This is a genomic window from Kitasatospora sp. NPDC001225, assembly GCF_053597855.1.
In genome coordinates this window covers 63610-84546 of sequence record NZ_JBSFJC010000017.1, presented here as the reverse complement: position 1 = coordinate 84546, position 20937 = coordinate 63610, and the positions used below count along the sequence as shown (strand labels likewise).

The 20937-nt window shown below is 71.0% G+C and carries 23 protein-coding genes; 8 read left to right on the top strand and 15 right to left on the bottom strand.

Features of this window, described 5'->3' with window-relative positions; all coding sequences use genetic code 11:
- Positions 1-39 precede the first annotated feature (39 nt).
- Positions 40-1284: an ATP-binding protein gene (locus ACWDCZ_RS08635; RefSeq protein WP_049650022.1), complete on the bottom strand. Its 1245-nt coding sequence runs from the start codon at positions 1282-1284 to the stop codon at positions 40-42.
- Positions 1285-1342: 58 nt separating this feature from the next.
- Positions 1343-2017, bottom strand: coding sequence for a response regulator transcription factor (locus ACWDCZ_RS08630; RefSeq protein WP_030058577.1), 675 nt, complete (start codon positions 2015-2017; stop codon positions 1343-1345).
- 330 nt (positions 2018-2347) lie between these two features.
- Between ACWDCZ_RS08630 and ACWDCZ_RS08625 the strand changes: the two genes are divergently transcribed.
- From ACWDCZ_RS08625 to ACWDCZ_RS08615, 3 genes are all read left to right on the top strand, one after another.
- Positions 2348-3871 (top strand): peptide MFS transporter, encoded by a 1524-nt coding sequence (locus tag ACWDCZ_RS08625; RefSeq protein ID WP_449815562.1) that lies wholly within the window; start codon positions 2348-2350, stop codon positions 3869-3871.
- A 109-nt stretch (positions 3872-3980) separates the two neighbouring features.
- A complete protein-coding gene (locus ACWDCZ_RS08620; RefSeq protein WP_449815561.1) occupies positions 3981-6008 on the top strand; it encodes a prolyl oligopeptidase family serine peptidase in 2028 nt (675 codons plus the stop codon).
- A 66-nt stretch (positions 6009-6074) separates the two neighbouring features.
- Complete coding sequence (locus ACWDCZ_RS08615; protein WP_449815560.1) at positions 6075-6590, top strand: DUF6879 family protein; 516 nt, start codon at positions 6075-6077, stop codon at positions 6588-6590.
- A gap of 150 nt (positions 6591-6740) precedes the next feature.
- On the opposite strand, the gene ACWDCZ_RS08610 is transcribed toward ACWDCZ_RS08615, so the two are convergent.
- Positions 6741-6959, bottom strand: a complete 219-nt coding sequence (locus tag ACWDCZ_RS08610; protein WP_388050935.1) for a hypothetical protein — start codon at positions 6957-6959, stop codon at positions 6741-6743.
- 32 nt (positions 6960-6991) lie between these two features.
- Positions 6992-7357, bottom strand: coding sequence for an ATP-binding protein (locus ACWDCZ_RS08605; protein ID WP_074003885.1), 366 nt, complete (start codon positions 7355-7357; stop codon positions 6992-6994).
- Between the two features lie 282 nt (positions 7358-7639).
- Between ACWDCZ_RS08605 and ACWDCZ_RS08600 the strand changes: the two genes are divergently transcribed.
- From ACWDCZ_RS08600 to ACWDCZ_RS08590, 3 genes are all read left to right on the top strand, one after another.
- Positions 7640-8503 carry a helix-turn-helix domain-containing protein gene (locus tag ACWDCZ_RS08600; RefSeq protein ID WP_117488122.1) on the top strand — a complete coding sequence of 288 codons (864 nt, stop codon included), beginning with the start codon at positions 7640-7642 and terminating at the stop codon, positions 8501-8503.
- Complete coding sequence (locus ACWDCZ_RS08595; protein WP_117488124.1) at positions 8496-8696, top strand: DUF397 domain-containing protein; 201 nt, start codon at positions 8496-8498, stop codon at positions 8694-8696. The genes ACWDCZ_RS08600 and ACWDCZ_RS08595 overlap by 8 nt, the downstream gene beginning before the upstream one ends.
- Positions 8697-8759: 63 nt before the next feature.
- Positions 8760-8960: a DUF397 domain-containing protein gene (locus tag ACWDCZ_RS08590; RefSeq protein WP_117491760.1), complete on the top strand. Its 201-nt coding sequence runs from the start codon at positions 8760-8762 to the stop codon at positions 8958-8960.
- Positions 8961-9262: 302 nt separating this feature from the next.
- Here the strand turns inward: ACWDCZ_RS08590 and ACWDCZ_RS08585 are convergent, their stop codons facing one another.
- The 9 genes from ACWDCZ_RS08585 to hutU form a co-directional block, all read right to left on the bottom strand.
- Positions 9263-10216: a hypothetical protein gene (locus ACWDCZ_RS08585; protein WP_449815559.1), complete on the bottom strand. Its 954-nt coding sequence runs from the start codon at positions 10214-10216 to the stop codon at positions 9263-9265.
- 77 nt (positions 10217-10293) lie between these two features.
- Positions 10294-10746 (bottom strand): NUDIX domain-containing protein, encoded by a 453-nt coding sequence (locus ACWDCZ_RS08580; RefSeq protein WP_117488127.1) that lies wholly within the window; start codon positions 10744-10746, stop codon positions 10294-10296.
- A 211-nt stretch (positions 10747-10957) separates the two neighbouring features.
- On the bottom strand, positions 10958-11797 hold the full coding sequence (locus ACWDCZ_RS08575; RefSeq protein ID WP_449815558.1) for a helix-turn-helix domain-containing protein: 840 nt from the start codon (positions 11795-11797) through the stop codon (positions 10958-10960).
- A complete protein-coding gene (locus ACWDCZ_RS08570; protein WP_049650032.1) occupies positions 11788-12312 on the bottom strand; it encodes a DUF6879 family protein in 525 nt (174 codons plus the stop codon). Before ACWDCZ_RS08570 ends, ACWDCZ_RS08575 begins: the two co-directional genes overlap by 10 nt.
- Positions 12296-12493: a hypothetical protein gene (locus tag ACWDCZ_RS08565; protein WP_049650043.1), complete on the bottom strand. Its 198-nt coding sequence runs from the start codon at positions 12491-12493 to the stop codon at positions 12296-12298. The genes ACWDCZ_RS08570 and ACWDCZ_RS08565 overlap by 17 nt, the downstream gene beginning before the upstream one ends.
- Positions 12494-12726: 233 nt before the next feature.
- Positions 12727-13902 (bottom strand): imidazolonepropionase, encoded by a 1176-nt coding sequence (gene hutI / locus ACWDCZ_RS08560; protein WP_449815557.1) that lies wholly within the window; start codon positions 13900-13902, stop codon positions 12727-12729.
- A 32-nt stretch (positions 13903-13934) separates the two neighbouring features.
- Positions 13935-15302 (bottom strand): formimidoylglutamate deiminase, encoded by a 1368-nt coding sequence (locus tag ACWDCZ_RS08555; protein WP_449815556.1) that lies wholly within the window; start codon positions 15300-15302, stop codon positions 13935-13937.
- A complete protein-coding gene (locus ACWDCZ_RS08550; RefSeq protein WP_387974261.1) occupies positions 15293-16474 on the bottom strand; it encodes an allantoate amidohydrolase in 1182 nt (393 codons plus the stop codon). Before ACWDCZ_RS08550 ends, ACWDCZ_RS08555 begins: the two co-directional genes overlap by 10 nt.
- Positions 16475-16494: 20 nt before the next feature.
- Positions 16495-18165 carry a urocanate hydratase gene (gene hutU / locus ACWDCZ_RS08545; RefSeq protein ID WP_049650036.1) on the bottom strand — a complete coding sequence of 557 codons (1671 nt, stop codon included), beginning with the start codon at positions 18163-18165 and terminating at the stop codon, positions 16495-16497.
- A 182-nt stretch (positions 18166-18347) separates the two neighbouring features.
- Between hutU and ACWDCZ_RS08540 the strand changes: the two genes are divergently transcribed.
- Positions 18348-18920 carry a Uma2 family endonuclease gene (locus ACWDCZ_RS08540; RefSeq protein ID WP_117488143.1) on the top strand — a complete coding sequence of 191 codons (573 nt, stop codon included), beginning with the start codon at positions 18348-18350 and terminating at the stop codon, positions 18918-18920.
- A gap of 5 nt (positions 18921-18925) precedes the next feature.
- Here ACWDCZ_RS08540 and ACWDCZ_RS08535 read toward each other — a convergent pair whose 3' ends face one another.
- Complete coding sequence (locus tag ACWDCZ_RS08535; RefSeq protein ID WP_375876644.1) at positions 18926-19246, bottom strand: hypothetical protein; 321 nt, start codon at positions 19244-19246, stop codon at positions 18926-18928.
- A gap of 69 nt (positions 19247-19315) precedes the next feature.
- On the bottom strand, positions 19316-20185 hold the full coding sequence (locus ACWDCZ_RS08530; protein ID WP_074003893.1) for a MurR/RpiR family transcriptional regulator: 870 nt from the start codon (positions 20183-20185) through the stop codon (positions 19316-19318).
- Between the two features lie 299 nt (positions 20186-20484).
- On the opposite strand from ACWDCZ_RS08530, the gene ACWDCZ_RS08525 reads away from it, so the two are divergent.
- Positions 20485-20910 carry a nucleoside phosphorylase-I family protein gene (locus tag ACWDCZ_RS08525; RefSeq protein ID WP_049650040.1) on the top strand — a complete coding sequence of 142 codons (426 nt, stop codon included), beginning with the start codon at positions 20485-20487 and terminating at the stop codon, positions 20908-20910.
- The last annotated feature ends 27 nt before the right edge of the window (positions 20911-20937 follow it).

Here is a 20937-nt window from a genome sequence, read left to right as displayed (position 1 = left end):
CCTGCCGGATCCTGCCGCGTCCCGGCCGGCCTCAGGCCCTCAGTCCTGGTGGCTGCGCCCGAGGAAGAGCGCGAACACCGCCGGCTTCAGCGAGAGCAGTTCGAGCCGCCCGCCGTCCGCCTCCGCGAGGTCGCGGGCGACGGCCAGCCCGATGCCGGTGGAGTTGCGCCCGCTGACCGCGCGCTCGAACACCCGGTTGCCGAGGTCCGGCGGCACGCCGGCGCCCTGGTCCTGGACCTCGACCACCACCGAGGTGCCGGAGGGCCGGATCCGCAGGGTGATCGTCCCGGCGCCGTGCATCAGCGAGTTCTCGATCAGGGTGGCCAGCACCTGGGCGACCGTCCCCGGGGTGCCGACCGCGGTGACCCCGTGCAGCCCCTCCAGGGAGAGCACCCGGCCCTGCTCCCGCAGCGTCGGGCCCCACTCCTCCACCTGCTGCTTGATCACCTCGTCCAGGTCGAAGGCGACGGCGGTGGGGCTGCGCGGGTCGCGCTGGGTGGTGAGCAGCCGCTGGACCACGTCGGTGAGCCGCTCGACCTGCTGGAGGGCGATGGTCGCCTCCTCCTTGACCGTCTCCGGCTCCTCGGCGAGGGCGGTGATCTCCTCCAGCCGCATGGAGAGCGCGGTGAGCGGGGTGCGCAGCTGGTGCGAGGCGTCGGCGGCGAGCCGGCGCTCGGCGGTGAGCATCCGGGCGATCCGCTCGGCACTGGTGTCCAGCACCTCGGCGACCCGGTCGAGCTCGGGCACCCCGTAGCGGCGGTCGCGCGGGCGCGGGTCGCCGGAGCCGAGCCGCTCGGCGGTCTCGGCGAGGTCGGTGAGCGGCCGGGCGAGCCGCTTGGCCTGCCAGACGGCGAGCGCCACCGCGGCCTGGACGGCCAGCAGGGCGACCACGCCGAGCAGCAGCAGGTTGTTGGCGATCTCGTGGTCGACGTCCTCGCGGGACTGCTCGACGGTGACGGTCTCGCCGCTGTTGCCGCGCTCGACGGCCTTCAGCAGGTGGTTCCCGGCCGGGCGCTCGCCGGCGGAGACCACCGGCTGGCCGGGCACCTGCACCTCGACGTAGCTGCCCTCGGTGACCTGGCTCTCGAAGGCCCGCCCGGTGACCGGCTCGCCCGCGGCGAGCCGGCTCTCGACCAGGGCGAGCACCCGGACGGCGGCGGCGTCCACCCGGTCCTGGGCCGAGTTGACGATGGTCCGCTTCTCGACCAGGGCGAGCGGCACGCAGAACACCACGACGACCACCAGGACGACGCCCAGCAGCGAGTTGATCATCCTGCGCTTCACGCTGCCGCTCCCCGGGGTGTTCCGCCGCCGCGGGCCGAGGGCCCGGTCTCCGTCAGGGTCAATTCTTCTCGAACCGGAACCCCACGCCGCGCACGGTGGCGATGTAGCGCGGGTTGGCCGCGTCGTCGCCGAGCTTCTTGCGGAGCCAGGAGATGTGCATGTCCAGGGTCTTGGTGGAGGTCCACCACGTGGTGTCCCAGACCTGCCGCATGATCTCCTCGCGGGTGACCACCCGGCCGGCGTCCCGGACCAGGACGCGCAGCAGCTCGAACTCCTTGGCGGACAGGGTGAGCTCCTCGTCGCCGAGCCAGGCGCGGTGGGACTCGATGTCGATCTTCACCCCGTGCGCGCCGGTGGTGAGCTGGTCGACGTTGCCGCGCCGGAGCAGGGCCCGGACGCGGGCGAGCAGTTCGGCCAGGCGGAAGGGCTTGGTGACGTAGTCGTCGGCACCGGCGTCCAGGCCGACCACGGTGTCCACCTCGTCCGCGCGGGCGGTGAGCACCAGGACGGGGCAGCTCTTGCCGTCGGCACGCAGGCGGCGGCAGACCTCCAGGCCGTCCATCTCGGGCAGGCCGAGGTCCAGGACGACGAGGTCGACCTCCTCGGTGAGGCCGGCGGCGAGTGCGGTCGGACCGTCCTCGCGGACGAGCACCTCATAGCCCTCGCGTCGCAGGGCCCGGGCGAGCGGTTCGGAGATCGCCGGATCGTCCTCGGCGAGCAGCACACAGGTCATGTGGTGATGGTAGTCCGCCGGGGTATCCCCGTACGCCCTGTGAGGTAGTTCACAGAGCGTGATCGTTATACAAGGTCGCAATCGGGCTCAACAGGGCGCAACAGACCGGCCCTTCGGTGAAGAATCGCCTGTTGGATCTTGAAACCGAAGGAAGACACGCCCATCTACCATCGATAGATCGGGCAGATTTGTCGCCAACTTTGCCATTCACATACCTGATTCAAGACTTTTGTCATCTGATAGAGCCAAATGTCGCCACGTAGAGTGGTTTGGTCCACGTCCGCCGCCCACCCCCCTACGCGGACGCTGTCAGGCAAGGAACCACTACTCATGGCGTCTAAGACCCTGGACACCGACGCGACGTCGGCATCTCCCAGCGGCAAGACCTTCCTCGGGCATCCCCGAGGTCTCGCCACGCTGTTCATGACCGAGATGTGGGAGCGCTTCTCCTACTACGGCATGCGCGCCCTGCTCATCTACTACCTGGTCTCCGGTGGCGCCGACGCCGCCGTCGGCAGCCAGGGCGGCGGCCTCGCCATGAAGGCGACGACGGCGACGGCGATCTACTCCGTCTACGTCTCGATGGTCTACCTCATGGCCTACCCGGGCGGCTGGTTCGGCGACCGGGTCTGGGGCGCCCGCAAGACCGTCGCCATCGCCGGGTTCGTGATCATGTCCGGCCACATCGCGCTGGCCGTCCCGGGCCAGGCGGCGTTCTTCCTCGGCCTGCTCCTGGTCGCGCTCGGTTCCGGGCTGCTGAAGGCCAACATCTCCACGATGGTCGGCCAGCTCTACAACGGCCCCGAGGACCCGCGCCGCGACGGTGGCTTCACCGTCTTCTACATGAGCATCAACCTCGGTGCCTTCGTCGCCCCGTTCGTCATCGGGACGATCGGCAAGGAGTACAACTGGCACCTGGGCTTCGGTCTGGCCGCGATCGGCATGGCCCTCGGTCTGACCCAGTTCCTGCTCGGCAGCCGCCACCTGAACCCGGTGAGCAGCGAGGTCCCCAACCCGCTGCTGCCCGAGGAGCGCAAGCGCCTGCTGAAGAAGGCCGGCCTGACGGTGCTCGGCGTCGCCGCCTTCTACGGCGTCGTGGCCGGCCTGGGCGTCTACACGCTGAACTGGGCCCTCGTCCCGCTGACCATCGCCGGTCTGCTGATCCCGATCACCGTGCTGGCCCGGATCAAGCGCGACAAGGACCTGACCTCCGACGAACAGTCCAAGATGTCCGCGTACATCTGGTTCTTCGCCGCGGCCGCGATCTTCTGGATGATCTACGACCAGGGCGGGTCGACGCTCTCCCTGTTCGCGGACAAGAAGACCGCCGACAACCTGTTCGGCTTCGGCTTCTCGGCCACCTGGTACCAGTCGCTGAACCCGCTGTTCGTGATGGCGTTCGCGCCGGTCTTCGCCTGGCTGTGGCTCTGGCTGTCCCGCCGGGACAAGGAGCCGAACACCATCGTGAAGTTCTCGATCGGCCTGCTCCTGGTCGGTGTCTCGTTCTTCGTCTTCATCATCCCGATGACCATGGCGGACAACGGCACCCTGGTCTCCCCGCTCTGGCTCGTCTCGATCTACCTGATCCAGACCATCGGTGAGCTCTGCCTCTCCCCGGTCGGCCTCTCGGTCACCACCAAGATGGCGCCGCGCAAGTACGCCTCCCAGATGATGGGCGTCTGGTTCCTCGCCGTCACCGCCGGTGACTGCACCACCAGCCTGCTCTCGCTGGCCGGCGTCAGCCTCAACGGCACCGGGATCATCGCGATGCAGGCGTCGCTCGCGGCCCTCGCCGGGTTCGCCATCTTCACCTACCGCAAGAAGGTCCAGGCCCTCATGGGCGACGTGCACTGACGCCCGTCCCCGCCCGCTCCGGGGCCGCCGTGGATTCCAGGATCCGCGGCGGCCCCGAGTGCTTTTCCCGCTCGACAGGAGCCCGTCGGCCGTGCCTATGGTGCCCGGCATGACGACCCCCTCCTTACCCCGCCAGCTGGCCCGCACCCGGCGCTTCACCCTGGGCGTCCCCACCCGGCCCGAGCCCTCGGCGGACGGCGCCACCGTGCTCTTCCTGCGCGGCCGCTCCGGCACCGACCCGCTCGCCTGCCTCTGGGCCCTGGACACCGCCACCGGCGAGGAGCGGCTGCTCGCCGACCCGGCCGCGCTGGGCGCCGACGAGGGCATCGCCGCCTACAGCACCGACGCCGCCGGCACGCTCGCCGCCTTCGCCCTGGACGGCGCCCTGTGGCTGGCCGACACCGCCGCCGGCACCGTCCGCGCCGTCCCCGTCCCCGGCCCGCCGCAGGACCCCAGGCTCGACCCGACCGGGCGCCGGATCGCCTACGTCCGCGGCGGCGCCCTGCGGGTGGTCGGCGTCGACGGCACCGACGACCGCCCGCTCGCCGAACCCGAGGCCGAGGACGTCTCCTACGGGCTCGCCGAGTACGTCGCCGCCGAGGAGATGCACCGCGACCGCGGCCACTGGTGGTCCCCCGACGGCACCGCGCTGCTGGTCACCCGGGTCGACGACCGCCCGCTCGCCCGCCTCTACCTGGCCGACCCCGCCGACCCGCACCGCCCGCCGCGCGCCGTCCGCTACCCGCTCGCCGGCACCGCCAACGCCGAGGTCACGCTGCGGCTGCTCGGCCTCGACGGCAGCGACACCGAGGTCCGCTGGGACCGCACCGCCTTCGAGTACCTGACCGCCGCCGGCTGGGACGGCCACGGCCCGTACGCCGCCGTGCAGAGCCGCGACCAGCGCACCGTCCTTGTGGTGGCCGTCGAGCCGGACGGCACCACCCGGCCGCTCGCCGAGCGCCGGGACGCCCACTGGGTCGAGCTGCTGCCCGGCCTGCCCGCCCGCACCGCGGGCGGCGCCCTGGTGGACACCGCCGACCTCGGCGACACCCGGCACCTGACCGTCGACGGCGAACCGGTCACCCCGCCCGGGCTCCAGCTGCGCGCGGTGCTCGGCACGGAGGGCGAGCAGGTGCTGTTCACCGCCTCCGAGGAGCCCACCGAGACCCACCTCTGGACGTACGGACCGGACGGCGGCATCCGTCGGCTGAGCGACGGCCCTGGGCTGCACACCGGCGTGCGGCGCGGCGGCACGCTGGTGCTCACCACCCGCACCCCCGGGCACCCCGGCGGCCGCTCCACCGTCCTGCGCGAGGGCCGCCCGGCGCTCCCGCTCACCTCGTACGCCGAGCCGCCCGTCGTCACTGCCGCGCCCGAGCTGCTCAGGCTCGGCCCACACGCCCTGCGCGCCGCACTCTTCCTCCCCGCCGGCCACCGCCCCGGGGACGGCCCGCTGCCCGTCCTGCTCGACCCGTACGGCGGGCCCGCGACGCAGAAGGCCACCACCGGCGGCCTCTGGTGGGACCAGGTCTCCCAGTGGTTCGCCGACCAGGGCTTCGCGGTGCTCGTGGTGGACGGCCGGGGCACCCCCGGCCGCGGGCCGCGCTGGGAGAAGGCCGTGTACGGCGACAAGGCGACGCTCCCGCTGGCGGACCAGGTCGAGGGCCTGCGGGCGGCCGCCCGGCTGCGGCCCGGACTGCTCGACCTCGACCGGGTCGGCATCCGCGGCTGGTCCTACGGCGGCTACCTCGCCGCCCTCGCGGTGCTGCGCCGCCCGGACGTCTTCCACGCCGCCTCCGCCGGAGCCGCCCCCACCGACTGGCGGTTCTACGACACCCACTGGCAGGAGCGCTTCCTCGGCCACCCCGACGAGCATCCCGAGCACTACGACAGCGGCTCGCTGATCGCCGAGGCGCCGAAGCTGAGCCGCCCGCTGCTGCTGATCCAGGGCCTCGCCGACGACAACGTCTACCCCGCCCACACCCTGCGGCTCTCCGCCGCCCTCCTCGCCGCCGGCCGCCCGCACGAGCTCCTCCCCCTGCGCGCCACCGGCCACCGGCCCACGGACGAGGCAGTGGTGGAAAACCTGCTGCACCACGAACTGGAGTTCCTACGGCGCTCGTTGGGCCTGGAGTGATCAGCGCCGCGCCACCGAACGCCTGCCCAGCGAACGGGCCGGTGCCCATGATCAGGGAGGCGTGTGATGCCGTCGAGCGTGCCCAGCTTCGCTGAGCTGCTTGAGCAGTGCCGGCGGTCCGCCGTCCATCTGGAGCTGCGAGACTCGTACGCTCCGACGGATCGGTTCGAGGCCTGGCAGCGCGGTGAGCGGATCAACTGGGAGGACCAGGCGTCCTGGTGGCATCCCTATGACCAGTTGATCACGGACGCCGTGGCGCGGGGCGTGGTCATTCGCCGAGCCCGGGTGGTCTCCGAGCCCGTGTCCGAGTACATCCGGTGGGAGCACTACGTCACCCACGCCAACGTCACGGCCGGCGAGCAGGTCCGCTGGCTGCCACGGCGGCAGGCCACGAGCATCCCCCTGCCCGGGAACGACTTCTGGCTGTTCGACGGTGCGCTGCTTCGAGTGCACCACTTCTCCGGGGACGGCGCCGTGGTCGAAGATGAGATCACAACAGACCCGGACACCGTAAAGCTGTGCACCACCGCGTTCGAAGCAGTCTGGGAGCGGGCGCTCCCGCACCATCTGTACGAGATCTGACGAAGGCCGGCTCCATGCCCGCGAGGCCCTCGCCCTGGGTGGGCGAGGGCCTTCGCGTGTTTCAGTACTGCTCGTCGCGCGCCTCGGGGCGGGGCATCCTGAGGGTCGCGAGGACGCCGAGGGCGAGGAGGCCTGCGCCGACGAAGAACCTCACGGCTGCCCTCCCTCGTCGTCATCGTCCAGTTCGCGGAGCAGGCGGAGGAGGTTGAGCAAAGTGCTCACCGGAGCGTTCCCGAAGTCGATCAGGATGCGCCCGTCGATGGTGGTCTCGCCCGGCAAGGCGGACCCCCAGAGGAGCCCATGCGGCAGGCCGCGCCTGTGCAACTCGCCCAGAAGGGCCATGAGGTGGGGTTTGGTGTAGTCGCGCATCCGGGGGTCCTCCGGCAGGACGGGGTAGCCGGTCACGCGCGGCAGTCCAGCTCGTACCAGATGGATTTGCCGCGCTTCTGCGGGTCGACGCCCCAGCGGTGGGTGAGGCCCTCCACGAGTTGGAGGCCCCGGCCGGACTCGGCGGAGTCGGCGGGGGTTCGCCGCCGGGGGAGGGCGTCGCTCTCGTCGGAGACGGTGACCCGGAGGGTGCGGCCGAGGACGGAGAACCAGACGACGGGCGCGGGGGTGTCGCCGTGCCGCCAGGCGTTGACGACGAGCTCCATCAGGGCGAGTTCGGCGTTGAAGATGCTGTCGGCGTCCCAGCCGCCGCTACGGGTCATCGCGTCCCGCAGGGCCTGGCGGGAGAGGGTGAGCGAGGGGGTGTTACGGGTGCACACGGGAACCTCCGTGAGGCTGTGGCGCGGGGAGGGGGATGACGGTCGTCGCCGTGAGCCAGGCCGGGGCGGCGGTTGCTCTTCGGCGTGCGGGCAGCAGGCGCCTACTGCCTTGGATGCAGGCATCGCTGACGATCCGTCGGATCGAGCTGTGAACGACGATAGCGCATCAGAGCTTAAGGTTAATCTCGATGCGCGGAGGTTCCCTCGATCGAGTAGTCCCCCAGATGGCCACCCCTGCTCGCGGCACGGCAGACTGGCGCCGGCACCAGCAGAGAGGACGCCATGGCCAACCGTCAGAACCCAACCCTTCGCCAGCGTCGACTCGGCGCCGAGCTGCGGAGGATGCGAGAGCAGGCCGGCTTCGCAGGCAGCCACCTCGCCCGCTTGCTCGGTGTGACTCCAGCTCTGGTGACGCAGATGGAGAACGGGAAGTCCGCAGTCAGCGTGGAGCGCCTGCACGAGATCGCGGAGGCTTGCATGTGTGCCAACGCGCCCTTGGTCGACGCGCTCGCAGGGATGGCTGGGGAGCGAGATCGGGCCTGGTGGGATGAGTATCGCAACGCCCTCACGGCCGCCCCCATTGATGTGGCGGAAATGGAGGGACATGCGAAGAGGCTCAAGAGTTTCAACATCGGCTTCATCCCGGGGCTGCTTCAGACGATCCCCTATGCCGCCGCCGTGTTCGCGACAGGTTTCATTCCTCTCCCCGGTCGCGAGGTCGATCGCAGGGTGGGGTTCCGCCTGCGGAGGCAGCAAACTATTCGATCCGGTGAAACGCCGTACGTTGCGCTGGTCCACGAGGCAGCGCTGCGAATTCAGTACGGCGGCCCCGCAGTACTCAGGGGACAGCTTGGTTCCCTCATCGAAGACTCCGAGCTTCCGGGAGTCTCGCTGCGAGTCGTACCGTTCGATACGGCCGACTTCCCCGGCCCCAGTGAGAACCTGGTCTACGCGGCGGGGCCAGTGCCGGAGCTGGATACGGTCCAGGCCGACTCGTCCCACGGCTCCCACGTCTTCGACTCACCCGCCCAGCTGGCGGGCTACCGCGCAATCTTTGAGCGCATCGAAGCCGTCGCGCTCCCGGAGAGCGAGTCGCGAGATTACATTCGCTCGATCATGAAGGAACTGAACGACAGGTATGAATAGCTCCGAGTGGCAGAAATCCAGCTTCAGCGAAGCGTCCAGCAACTGCGTCGAGGTGCGCGCACGTGAAGGGCTGGTCGAACTCCGGGAGTCCGACGACGCACACGTCATCGTCTGCACCACATCCCTCAAGTTCGCCATGTTCCTCCAGGGTGCCAAGGCCGGCGAGTTCGACCACCTCACCACCAACCCCTGAGCGAATCGTTCCGGCGGCCTCTTGCTCCCCCGCAAGAGGCCGCCGGTGGCTAGCCTGGGCCTCATGACCAGCCCTGCATGGCAGAAGTCCAGTTACTCCGGCTCCAGCAACGCATGCGTTGAGGTCCGGGCTGCCGACGGGGTAGTTGAGCTCCGGGAGTCCGATGAGGGAGACGTCATCGTCCGCACCACGTCCCTCAAGTTCGCCACGTTCCTCCAGGGCGCCAAGGCCGGCGAGTTCGACCACCTCACCGCCACCCCCTGAGCAGCACGTCGCCCCGTCGAGCCGGTGCTCGACGGGGCGACGCGAACCCACCGTTCAGACCTCCCGAACGCCCGGCCGGTAGGCCAGGTGGACGTGCGACGGCGCGTCCAGCGCGGCTGTTCTCGTAGTCGAAGTGATGGTCGCTTGCAGCACCTGAACGCGCAGGAAATCGGCCCACCCGACCTCCTGCGCGAGGCGAACGGTTCGGTCCGGTTGTGGGCGGGCCCACCCCAGCGGACCTGCCGGTCGTGCTTGCCGGCCGACTCGAAGAGTCAGGGCACGAGACTGCTGAGCACGAAGGATCAGGCACGACTTGCCGTGGTCGTCCATTCATCGGGGTCAGGCCCCGAGTAGGCAGACGAGCGGAAGGTGCGACGGAAAGCCTTGGGGCCGTGCCGCTGATCGAGCCAGCTCGAAAGGCCGAACAGATTGCCGCTGATCACCGCCGCGATGATCAGCGCATGCAGCGTGTCCGCCTCCGGGCCGCCCATGTCGGCGAGGAAGCGCTGGTAGCGAGCGCCGACGCCGTGCTCATATCCGGCCATGGCCAGGTGGAAGCGGGTGGCAACACCAGGCTCTGCATGGTCGAAATCGCTCGGCTCCAGCCGTCCCGTGGTGTCGCGGAACGCCAGGCGATCGGCTGCCGCGATGCGTTCGGCCAGGCCGAGACGGTCGGCCACCGCAGCGGAGATCATCCGGGCCTCCCGATCCGTGGCCCCCTCCATCACGATGCCGAGATTCCGCGTCGACGAAGCATCGCTCCTGTCCTGGGACGAGTACGTCCGGCCGTGCTGGTCGCGGCGGTTGATGCCGTAACGGCTCCGGATCACTTGCTCGCCTTGGAGCCGGTACTCCCGGAACGACCCCCAGTGCAGGCAGTCGTGCGCGTAGCTACGGAGGAGGTCGAGCGCCACCAGTTCCGGTGACGCCGGTCGGGGATCGTTCAGCCGCCCGTACCTCGTGACCACGGACGCCAGTTGCACATGCCGGTACCCCTGGTTCGGATGGTGGAAGCCGCCGAACGCGTCGGGCCGGGTCGAGCGCACCCCTACCCACACCCGGTCAGTCGGCAGCAGTCGACTCAGCCCCAATTCCCCGTAGCGGTCGGCCAGAAGGGCAGCACCCTGCCGAAAGACTTCGCGGGCCGGCTCGTCGGACGATGTGTCGACCACCCAGTGCAACAGTGAGAACGTGATGTGCGGATGGGCCCGGTCGAGCGCTGCCGTCGCCCGTCGCGCGGCCAGCAGGTGAGCCAACTCGGCCCGCTCGGCGGGGTCTCCGGACAGGTGCTCGTTCGGCGCCAGGCAGGAGGGGGTGAGTGATCGACCAAGGGTCAGTACGGCCGACGACTGATCAGTCGCCGATGTGATTCCTGCACTCCCCCGGGGAGTTCGTCCGGCGAGAACCATCGAGCCTCCAGGATCTCGAACGAAGCCGCCCTGACCTGCCCAGTGACGTACAGGGCCTCGTAGGCGACTTCGACACGCAGTTTGTAGCCGCTCTTCAGGTGCGCCAGCTCGCACACCTTCACTGTGAGTCCGGTTTCCTCCCGGACCTCACGCACGATCGTGTCCTCGAAGCTCTCGCCCTTGTCGGCGTAGCCGGTCGGCAGACCCCACTGCCGGCCCTCCGGCCACATCCGGTGCTTCAGCAGCAGCACACGGCCGTCCTGGTCGCGGACGATGCCCGTCACCCCGACCATGAACTTCGAGTGCCACAGCCACAGCACGCGCCACTGCATCGGGCCGCGGATGATCCGCCAGAGCTTCGCAGCGATCTTCTTCATGGGTTCGCCCTTTCGTTGACGGGGTCCCGCGCGCCGCTCGCGCGGGCCCACGATCCCGCAACCGGCACCGCCGACACCAAATCCGCGATTATCAGACCGATCGGGATGATGTCAGCGGAGACGCTGGTACCGCAGGGGAGAGCAGCCGCAAGGCGAGGAGTCCACAGTAAGGGGACCGAAAGGGGAGGAAGGCGATTATTCCCGTGCGCGACTAAAGACCGCCGAGGAAGAGGGCCGACCATTCAGCCAGCTTCTCTCGGGCTTCCTCACCGAACAGTGCATAACCTTCGTACATGGCGAACGCGTCCCGGTACGCCTTGATGTCCCGCCGGTCCCGGAGCGTGATGATTCCGGTCTCCGTCTCGACCGTGGCAAGGCTGCTGTCGTACACCGTGAAGGTGTTCAGCGGGCTCTCCGGGATGTGCTTCCCGAGTGGAATCACGCCGAGCCAGACGTTCGGGAGCCTGGAAACGGAAACGAGTCGTTCGATCTGCATGACCATGGCCCGAGGCGGCAGGAGCGCCCACCGGGCAGCCTGCTCGGTGAGTACGAAGGTGAAGGTCTTCGACTCGTCGTACAGGACGGTCTGACGCTCCAGTTTCTTCATGGCGGCCCTGCTGGTGTCCCCCGGCACATGGGCGAGGCTCGCCCGCACGTACTCGGGCGAGGCGAGCAGCGTGTTGAGCATCGAGATCAGGAAGTAGCGGATCTCGCTGGAGGACTGGTCGAGCGCCGCGAGCTCGGCTTGCTTCCTCTCCAGGCCCTTCTTCCTCAGAGCGCGGATGTCCTGCCACTCGGTATTCGCCACACGGGCCAGGTCGAACACCTGTCGCGCCAACTCGGCCGGCACTTCGAGGGCCCGCAGGATCAGCTCCACGTCCACCAGGGACGGCACGGTCCTGCCTGTTTCGATCTTGCTGATCTTCGACTGCGTCATGCCGCAACGCCGAGCAAGCCGGTCTCCTGCGAGACCGGCTTGAACCCGTAGTTCCCTCAATGCCTTTGCCAGGTCACTTTTACTGTGCCCCAGCTCTTCCGGGTCTATTGCCACCCGTGCTCTTCCACATAGTCCATGAAGGGCACCGACTCGGCCACAGCGATCCGCCGCCATTCCCGGTACTTCTCGACGTCGTCCTCGACAAGCACGCGGTTGATCTGCGTTCCGTCGGGCTCGTAGTTCATCAGGACCACGGTCGAATCGTCGAAGGCCCAGAAGTCCTGAGCCGGAAGGCCCGGGTTCGGCCTGTCGGTCAGGTCGAGAATGCGGATGTCCTCACCGGCCCTGGCATGCGGTGCGTAGTACATGAACTCGTACCGCAGGTAGTCACTCAGCGGCCGGGTAACGATGTGTACGCGCTGAACCGTACGACCGGCCGCGGTATGAGCCCTGAGCCTGTCGGTCCAGCCGGACGAGTAGGTACCGGGGTCGATCCGGTACCCGTTCAGGAACTCCTCGATCTCTTCCGCCTCCCCCGCGACCTTGTAAGCGGGCAGAGTCTCAAGCCGGAACGCCGACCGCGAGAAACCGTGCAGAAGCCTCTGCCAGTCCTCACCATCCAAGAACACGAATGGCCTCCTTCACGACATGCTCGGGCAGCTCCACGGCGCCTTCGTGTACCGGCACCGCCAGCTCCGCGTACTGGTTCCCCTGGAAGACGAGGGTGCCCCGGTCGGTGCGGTAGACGTTCGGGCAGTCTCCTTCCTTGCAGTCTCCGACGCCGACGCCCGTGAGTCGCTGGTGAGCCATGCCAACCCCCTTCAGCTCGGCCCGGATTGGACCGCCTGGGCGAGACGCTATGGACTGGCCGCGTGTCCTGTCCACACGGTTCGGGCAGTATTCCCGTCCTGGACTAATGATCACGGCCTGCCCGGAAGCGCTGCCGTGTCCCGGCCGAGGAACCCGCGCACCCTGGCGACCGCAGACGGACAGCACGTCGCCCCGCCGAGCCGCTGCTCGACGGGGCGACGCGAACCCACCGCTCAGACCTCGCGGACGCCCGCGCGCCAGACCGCGGCCGTCAGGGGGACACCCGGACGGTAGGCCAGGTGCACATGCGAGGGCGCGTCCAGCAGCAGCAGGTCCGCCCGCGAGCCGACCGCCACCGTCCCGACGTCACTGCGCCGCAGGGCGCGGGCGCCGCCCGCCGTCGCCGCCCAGACCGCCTCGTCCGGGGTCATGCCCATCTCGCGCACCGCCACGGCAATACAGAACGCCATCGAACTGGTGAAGCTGGAACCGGGGTTGCAGTCGGTGGACAGCGCCACCACCGCGCCCGCGTCCAGCAGCCGGCGCCCGCTCGGGTACTCGGCCCGGGTGGAGAACTCCGCCCCCGGCAGCAGCGTCGCGACCGTCGCCGACCCCGCCAGCGCCGCCACGTCCTCGTCCGTCAGGTGGGTGCAGTGGTCCGCCGAGGCGGCCCCCAGCTCCACCGCGAGCTGCACGCCCGGCCCGTACGTGAGCTGGTTGGCGTGCACGCGCGGCGTGAGGCCCTTCTCGATCCCCGCCGTCAGGACGGCCCGCGCCTGGTCCCCGTCGAAGGCGCCCTTCTCGCAGAACACGTCCACCCAACGGGCGTGCGGGGCACAGGCGTCCAGCATCTCGCCGGTCACCAGCTCCACGTACCCCGCCGGGTCCTCGGCGTACTCCGGCGCCACCACGTGCGCGCCCAGGTACGTCGTCTCCGGGGTGTACCCGGCGGCGATCCGCAGCGCCCGGGCCTCGTCCTCGACCGTCAGCCCGTAGCCGGACTTGCACTCGATGGTGGTGGTGCCCTGCCGCACCGCCTCCCGGACGAACCCGGCCAGGTTGGCCTCCAGTTCGGCATCCGAAGCGGCCCGCGTGGCCGCCACCGTGGTCCGGATGCCGCCCGCCGAGTACGCCTGCCCGGACATCCGGGCGTTGAACTCGGCGGTGCGGTCGCCCGCGAACACCAGGTGGGCGTGCGAGTCGACGAAGCCGGGCAGCAGCGCCCGGCCCCCGGCGTCGAAGCGCTCGTCCGCCGCCGGGGCCTGCGCGGCCGGGCCGACCCAGGCGACGGTGCCGCCGTCGACCACCACCGCCGCGTCGGTGAGCAGGCCGAGCGGCCCGGCGCCCTGCCCTGGGTCGTTGGTGACCAGGCTGCCGATGCCCGTGATCAGGGTGGTCGTGGTGCTCAAGACAACGCCTTCCGAAGGGGGTTGAACGGGGGTCAGTAGTCCAGCGCGCCGATCGCGGAGCGCAGCGCACCCGGCACGTCGGCCACCAGCAGGTGCACGCCGTCCCGGACGACGTGCCGGCCGCCGACCACCAGGTGCCGCACGTCCGCCGCCGAGGCCGCGAAGACGGCGATCTCGGCGCCCAGCCGGGGCGGCGGGCCCGCCGTACGGACGGTGTCCAGCGCGATCACCGTGAAGTCGGCGAGCGCCCCGGCCTCGATCCGTCCGGCCTCCGGCCAGCCGAGCGAGGCGTGCCCGTCCTCGGTGCCGGCCCGCAGCAGCGCGTTCGCCGTCCAGTGGCCGCGCGTCCGCGTCCGCAGCCGCTCGTCCAGCTCCAGCGCGCGGGCCTCCTCGAACGGGTCGATCACCGCGTGGCTGTCGCTGCCCAGGGTGATCGGGGAGCCCGCCGAGGCGAGGCGGCGGGCCGGGCCGATGCCGTCCGCGAGGTCCCGCTCGGTGGTGGGGCACATGCAGACCGTGGTGGAGGAGTCGGTGAGGAGCCTGACGTCCTCGTCGGTCAGGTGGGTGGCGTGCACGGCCGAGGTGCGCGGGCCGAGCACGCCGTGGTCGGCGAGCAGCCGGGTCGGGGTGACGCCGTGCGCGGCCAGGCAGGCGTCGTTCTCGGCGGTCTGCTCGGACAGGTGGACGTGCAGCGGCGCCCCGCGCAGCGCCGACCAGTGCGCGACGGTGTCCAGCTGCTCGGCCGGGACGGCCCGCACCGAGTGGACGGCGGCGCCGATCCGGGCGTGCTCGCGCGGCTTGAGCACGTCCGCCCGGGCGGCCCAGGCCTCGGCGTCGCCGTCGCTGAACCGCAGCTGCGGGTGGGTCGGCTCGGCCCCGAAACCGGAGGACAGGTAGCAGGTGTCCAGCAGGGTGATCCGGATGCCGGCCCGGGCGGCGGCCTCGATCAGCGCCTCGCCCATCGCGTTCGGGTCGGTGTACCGGGCGCCGCCGGGCGCGTGGTGCAGGTAGTGGAACTCGCCGACGGCGGTGACGCCGGCCAGCGCCATCTCGGCGTAGACGGCGGTGGCGAGCGCCAGGTAGCGGTCCGGGTCCAGCGCGCCGGCGAACCGGTACATGGTGTCGCGCCAGGTCCAGAAGGTGCCGGAGCCGACCTGGACGTGCCCGCGCAGCGCCCGGTGGAAGGCGTGCGAGTGGGCGTTCGCCTGGCCGGGCAGCAGCAGCCCGTCGAGCCGGACGGCGCCGGGCGGGCAGGGGCCGCTGTCCGGGACGACGGCGGCGATCGTCCCGCCGGGGCCGGTGGTGATCAGCACGTCCCGCTCGACCACCGGCCCGTTGTCGTGCGGCAGCCAGGCGTACTGGGCCCAGTACGCCACGGGGCTCGACGGGGTCAATGACACGCCAGGTCCTCCAGTACGTCGGCGAGGGCGGCGACCCCGGCCAGGCAGTCGGCCTGCTCGGCGTGCTCGGCCGGGGAGTGGGAGACGCCGGTGGGGTTGCGCACGAACAGCATGGCGGTCGGGATCGCCGAAGCCAGGATGCCGGCGTCGTGTCCCGCGCCGGTGGGCAGCACCGGGGCGTCCAGCAGCTTGGCCAGCCGGTCGCGCAGCGGCCCGTCGAAGTCCACCACCGGGGTGTAGGACTCGCGGGTCAGCTCGACCCGGACGCCGTCGCGCTCGCCGCGCTCGGCGGCGGCCCGCTCGATCGCCTCGACCAGCTCGGTGAGGGTGCGCTCGTCGGCCGCCCGGGAGTCCAGCCAGCCGCGCACCAGCGAGGCGATCGCGTTGGTGCCGTTGGGCTCGACCGCGACCTTGCCGAAGGTGGCCCGCGCGCCCGCCTGCTTCGCCTTCTTGCGGGCCGCCAGCACGGTGTTGGCGTAGGTCAGCATCGGGTCGCGGCGGTCCTCGATCCGGGTGGTGCCGGCGTGGTTGGCCTCGCCGTGGAAGTCGAACCGCCAGCGGCCGTGCGGCCAGATCGCCCCGGCCACACCGACCGGCTGCCCCTCGGCGAGGCAGCGGCCCTGCTCGACGTGCAGCTCGACGAAGGCGCCGATCCGGGCCAGCCGGTCCTCGTCCGCGCCGATCGCGGTGGGGTCGTAGCCGGCCTTCTCCATCGCGTCGGGCAGCCGGACGCCGTCGGCGTCGCGCAGCCCGTACGCCTGCTCCGGGGAGAGCACCCCGGCGGTCAGCCGGGAGCCGATGCAGGCCACGCCGAACCGGGCGCCCTCCTCGTCGCCGAAGTTGACGATCGCCAGGGGCCGGGTGAACTCCGCGCCGCGGGAGCGCAGTTCGTCCAGCGCGGCGAAGGAGGAGACCACGCCGAGCGGGCCGTCGAAGGCGCCGCCGTCCGGGACGGAGTCCAGGTGCGAGCCGGTGACGACCGCGCCGCCGGCGGTCGGATCGCCCAGCCAGGCCCACTGGTTGCCGTTGCGGTCCAGCTCGTACGCCAGGCCGCGGCCGCGGGCCTGCTGCTCGAACCAGGCGCGGCACTCGGCGTCGGCGGAGTTCCAGGCGAAGCGGCGGTAGCCGCCGGAGGCGGCGGAGCGGCCCACGGGGAGCAGCTCCGCCCACATCTCTTCGAACGACGGAAGCGTCACAGCTCGCCCATCGGGACGCGGACACCGCGCTCGGCGGCGACCTCGGTGGCCCGGTCGTAGCCGGCGTCCACGTGCCGGATGACGCCCATGCCCGGGTCGTTGGTGAGCACCCGGCGGATCTTCTCCCCGGCCAGCGCGGTGCCGTCGGCGACGGTGACCTGGCCGGCGTGGATCGAGCGGCCGATGCCGACGCCGCCGCCGTGGTGGATGGAGACCCAGGAGGCGCCGGAGGCGACGTTGACCATGGCGTTGAGCAGCGGCCAGTCGGCGATCGCGTCGGAGCCGTCCAGCATCGCCTCGGTCTCCCGGTACGGGGAGGCCACCGAGCCGCAGTCCAGGTGGTCGCGGCCGATCACGATCGGGGCGGACAGCTCACCGGAGGCGACCATGTCGTTGAAGCGCTCGCCGGCCTTGTCGCGCTCGCCGTAGCCGAGCCAGCAGATGCGCGCCGGCAGGCCCTGGAAGTGCACCTTCTCCTGGGCCAGCTTGATCCAGCGGGCCAGCGACTCGTTCTCCGGGAAGAGGTCGAGGACGGCCTTGTCGGTCTTGTGGATGTCCTGCGGGTCCCCGGACAGCGCCGCCCAGCGGAACGGGCCCTTGCCCTCGCAGAACAGCGGGCGGATGTACGCCGGGACGAAGCCGGGGAAGGCGAACGCGCGGTCGTACCCGGCCAGTTGGGCCTCGCCGCGGATCGAGTTGCCGTAGTCGAAGACCTCGGCGCCGCGGTCCAGGAAGCCGACCATCGCCTCGACGTGCGCGGCCATCGACTCGCGGGCGCGCTGGGTGAACTCGGCGGGCTTGGCGGCGGCGTAGTCCGCCATGTCCTCGAAGGCGACGCCGACCGGCAGGTAGGCCAGCGGGTCGTGGGCGCTGGTCTGGTCGGTGACGATGTCGATCGGCGCGTCCATCGCGAGCAGCTGCGGGACCAGCTCGGCGGCGTTGCCCAGCACGCCGATGGAGAGCGGCTGCTTCTTGTCGCGGGCGGCGGTGGCCAGCTCCAGCGCGTGGGAGAGGTCCTTGGCCTCGACGTCCAGGTAGCGGTGCTCGATCCGGCGGGCGATCCGGGACGGGTCGCAGTCGATACAGATCGCCACGCCGCCGTTCATGGTGACGGCCAGCGGCTGGGCGCCGCCCATCCCGCCGAGGCCGGCGGTGAGGGTGATGGTGCCCTCCAGCGAGCCGTTGTAGCGCTTGCCGGCGACGGCCGCGAAGGTCTCGTAGGTGCCCTGGAGGATGCCCTGGGTGCCGATGTAGATCCACGAGCCGGCGGTCATCTGCCCGTACATGGTGAGCCCGAGGCTCTCCAGCCGGCGGAACTCCTCCCAGTTGGCCCAGTCGCCGACCAGGTTGGAGTTGGCGATCAGCACCCGCGGCGCCCACTCGTGGGTCTGCATCACGCCGACCGGCCGCCCGGACTGGACCAGCATGGTCTCGTCCTGCTTCAGCCCCTCCAGCGTCCGCACCATGGCGTCGAAGGACCGCCAGTCCCGCGCCGCCTTGCCCGTCCCGCCGTACACCACCAGCTTCGACGGGTGCTCGGCCACCTCCGGGTCGAGGTTGTTCATCAGCATCCGCAGGGCGGCCTCCTGCTGCCACCCCTGCGCCGTCAGCCCCGTCCCCCGCGCCGCGCGCACCTCTCGCGGCCCGCTCGCCTGCTGCTGCACCATAGTCACGGCCTCCCTGCGGATGGATTCATTCAAGCTATGTTCGATTGAATATAACTAAACAGTCGGCTTTCGACCAGACCCCGGAACCATCCGATCAGCCCCGGCACCGGCCCACTTGGCGCGCTAGCCTGAACCCGGCGGACACCAGCCACTCGGCCCAGCTCCAGAGAACGGAGGACACGATGACGGCCATCACCGTGCGGCCCGGCAGACTCCGGGATGTGGCGGAGGAGATCGAGCAGCGCACAGGACTTCGCGTCCAGATCATCGGAGGAACCCTGGTGATGTCCCCGACGCCTCGCGGCAAGCACGCGGGAACCGTGCAGGTTCTACGGGACCAGCTCATCCCCAAGCTGCCCAAGGACCTGCGCGTCTACGAGAACTCGTCGATCTGCATGCCGGACAACGAGGACGACTACGCCACTCCCGACCTGGTCGTTTTCCCGAAGGACTGGGGCGACGACGACGAATGGCTGGCGGACCCGGGTGACGTCGCCTTCGCCCTGGAGGTGATCTCCACCTCCGAGCGGATCAGCGGCATCGCCGCCAAGACCGAGTGGTACGCCATCGCGGGTGTGGCCGTCCTGGTCGCCGCCGACCCTCGCGACGGCACCTGGACGCTCTACACGCATCCACGCGACGGCGAGTACCAGGGCGTGCTTCACGGCAAGTACGGCGAGCCCATTCCACTCACCGACCCGTTGCCCGCAGAACTGCAGACCGACGAGCTTCCGATCTACACCCCTCGTCGCTGACCTCTTCAGGCCGCCGCGCCGCCGTCCCAGTCGATGCCGATCTCGGCGAGCCAGCGGCGGTCGTCGGCGTCGGGGGTGGGCGGGGAGGGCGGGCGGGGGATGTTCTGGACGGGGCCGAGGCCGTACTTCTCGGCGGCCGCGGCGGCGCGGGCGTCGGGTTCGATGACGCCGACGTGGACGGCGGACTCGTCGCCCGGGTCGAGGACGGTCAGTTCGGGTTCGGGCAGGCGCCGCAGGGTGACGCGGCGTCCGCAGGTGGGGCAGGACCATTCGTCGGCACCCGAGGAGAGGCGGGCGACGAACTTCATCTCGTGGATCACGCGCATGGGCGGCACCCCCTGCAGGGGGGATGCCCGGGTTCGTGGCGGCTACTCCCCCGCCGCCGCGGGCCGCGGTTATTCCAGGAAGAGTCCGCGCGCCGCCGCCGACTGCTCGATCGCCTCCAACCGGGCCTCCGCACCCGGGAGTTCGTCGCACATGGACTGCAGCAGCACCCGGCCGAGCATCATCGGCGCGCACGCGGTGTCGAAGACCAGCCCGGTGCCGACGGCGGCCGGCAGCATCAGGTCGGACAGCTTGGCGACCGGCGCGAAGGCGCTGTCGGCGACGGTGAGCACCGTCAGCCCGCACTCGCGGGCCACCGTCAGCGCGTCCATCAGCTCCCGCGGGTAGCGCGGCAGGGCGAAGCAGAGCAGCGCGCTGGCGCCGGCCGCCCGGGCCTGCTCCAGCCGGTCGGCGAGCATGCTGCCGCCCTCGTCCAGCAGCCGGATGTCCGGGTGCACCTTGGACGCGAAGTAGGCGAAGCCGCGCGCCTGCGCCGAGGCGGCCCGCAGGCCGAGCACCGGCAGCGGGCGGGAGGCGGCGAGCAGCCGGGCGGCCCGGATGATCGGCTCCGGGTCGGCGAGGAGTTCGGCGAGGTGGCGCAGGTGGGCGATCTCGGCGAGGACGGCCTGCTGGTGCTCGTTGCGCACCGCGTCGTCCGGGGTCTCCGGCGCGGCCGGTTCGCCGCCGCCGAGTTCGCGCAGCTGTTTGCGCAGCGCCGGGTAGCCGTCGTAGCCGAGCGCGACCGCGAAGCGGGTGACGGACGGCTGGCTGACGCCCGCGAGTTCGGCGACCTCCACGCTGGACAGGAACGGCGCCTCGGTGGCGTGCCGCACCAGCGAGTGGGCGATCCGGCGCTGGGTCGGCGTCAGCCGGTGCCCCTCGAAGAGCTGGAGCAGCCGGGCGGAGGGGCCGACGCTGCCGGCCTCGTCGGTGGCGGTCATCAGCGGTACCTCCGGGTGCGTGCGGTTCGGACGACGACTGTGCAGGAGCGGGCGGCGCCTGGCAAAGACGTCTCGTACGGCGGGACGTCCGGTGGGACGCCCCGCGGGTCGGACGGCCCGGCGGTGGTCCGGGCCGGGTGGGCCGGGGTCGGACAGACCCAGGCCGGGGTCGGACAGACCCGGGCCGGGATCGGACAAACCCGGGCCGGGGCGGGGCAACCCTGATTTCTCCCTGAGCCCGCCCGGATTCCTCCCGCGAACGGATGGACCGGACGCCCCCGCGGCCCCACTCTGGTCCTATGGACACTCGTCAGGACGAACTGCGGCGCGACCTCGACGCCACCCTCCAGGCCCGCAAGGAGCTCGGCAAGGAGTACGAGGACGAACTCGTCGACTCCTTCATGAGGCGGCTCGACGCCCGTCTGGACGCCCGGGTCGAGCGCTCGGTGGCCAAGCGGCTGGACGACGAGCCGCGCTCCGAGCACCGGGGCCACCCCCGCCGTTCGGGCTTCGGCAAGCGCTCCAACACCGGGCTCGCGGTGACCTCGCTGGTCATCGGCGTCCCGCTGACGGCGATCGCGGGCAGTCCGGAGAGCGGCGGCTTCGCCGGCCTGGTGGTCTGCTGGGCGGGCATCGTCGGGGTCAACCTGGCCGCCGCCCTGGGCGAGCTGCGCAACCGCGGGGGCCGCGGGGAGCGCTCGCCGCGGAGCGACGACTGGGACTGAGTCCCCGTCACCCCGCGGCGGCGCCAT

Bases quoted from the DNA above. Each gene is read 5' to 3' on its own strand.
- ACWDCZ_RS08630 (WP_030058577.1), bottom strand. From the start codon at position 2,017: ATGACCTGTGTGCTGCTCGCCGAGGACGATCCGGCGATCTCCGAACCG.
- ACWDCZ_RS08625 (WP_449815562.1), top strand. From the start codon at position 2,348: ATGGCGTCTAAGACCCTGGACACCGACGCGACGTCGGCATCTCCCAGC.
- ACWDCZ_RS08620 (WP_449815561.1), top strand. From the start codon at position 3,981: ATGACGACCCCCTCCTTACCCCGCCAGCTGGCCCGCACCCGGCGCTTC.
- ACWDCZ_RS08615 (WP_449815560.1), top strand. From the start codon at position 6,075: ATGCCGTCGAGCGTGCCCAGCTTCGCTGAGCTGCTTGAGCAGTGCCGG.
- ACWDCZ_RS08610 (WP_388050935.1), bottom strand. From the start codon at position 6,959: ATGCGCGACTACACCAAACCCCACCTCATGGCCCTTCTGGGCGAGTTG.
- ACWDCZ_RS08600 (WP_117488122.1), top strand. From the start codon at position 7,640: ATGGCCAACCGTCAGAACCCAACCCTTCGCCAGCGTCGACTCGGCGCC.
- ACWDCZ_RS08595 (WP_117488124.1), top strand. From the start codon at position 8,496: ATGAATAGCTCCGAGTGGCAGAAATCCAGCTTCAGCGAAGCGTCCAGC.
- ACWDCZ_RS08590 (WP_117491760.1), top strand. From the start codon at position 8,760: ATGACCAGCCCTGCATGGCAGAAGTCCAGTTACTCCGGCTCCAGCAAC.
- ACWDCZ_RS08580 (WP_117488127.1), bottom strand. From the start codon at position 10,746: ATGAAGAAGATCGCTGCGAAGCTCTGGCGGATCATCCGCGGCCCGATG.
- ACWDCZ_RS08565 (WP_049650043.1), bottom strand. From the start codon at position 12,493: ATGGCTCACCAGCGACTCACGGGCGTCGGCGTCGGAGACTGCAAGGAA.
- ACWDCZ_RS08550 (WP_387974261.1), bottom strand. From the start codon at position 16,474: ATGTGGGCGGAGCTGCTCCCCGTGGGCCGCTCCGCCGCCTCCGGCGGC.
- hutU (WP_049650036.1), bottom strand. From the start codon at position 18,165: ATGGTGCAGCAGCAGGCGAGCGGGCCGCGAGAGGTGCGCGCGGCGCGG.
- ACWDCZ_RS08540 (WP_117488143.1), top strand. From the start codon at position 18,348: ATGACGGCCATCACCGTGCGGCCCGGCAGACTCCGGGATGTGGCGGAG.
- ACWDCZ_RS08535 (WP_375876644.1), bottom strand. From the start codon at position 19,246: ATGCGCGTGATCCACGAGATGAAGTTCGTCGCCCGCCTCTCCTCGGGT.
- ACWDCZ_RS08530 (WP_074003893.1), bottom strand. From the start codon at position 20,185: ATGACCGCCACCGACGAGGCCGGCAGCGTCGGCCCCTCCGCCCGGCTG.
- ACWDCZ_RS08525 (WP_049650040.1), top strand. From the start codon at position 20,485: ATGGACACTCGTCAGGACGAACTGCGGCGCGACCTCGACGCCACCCTC.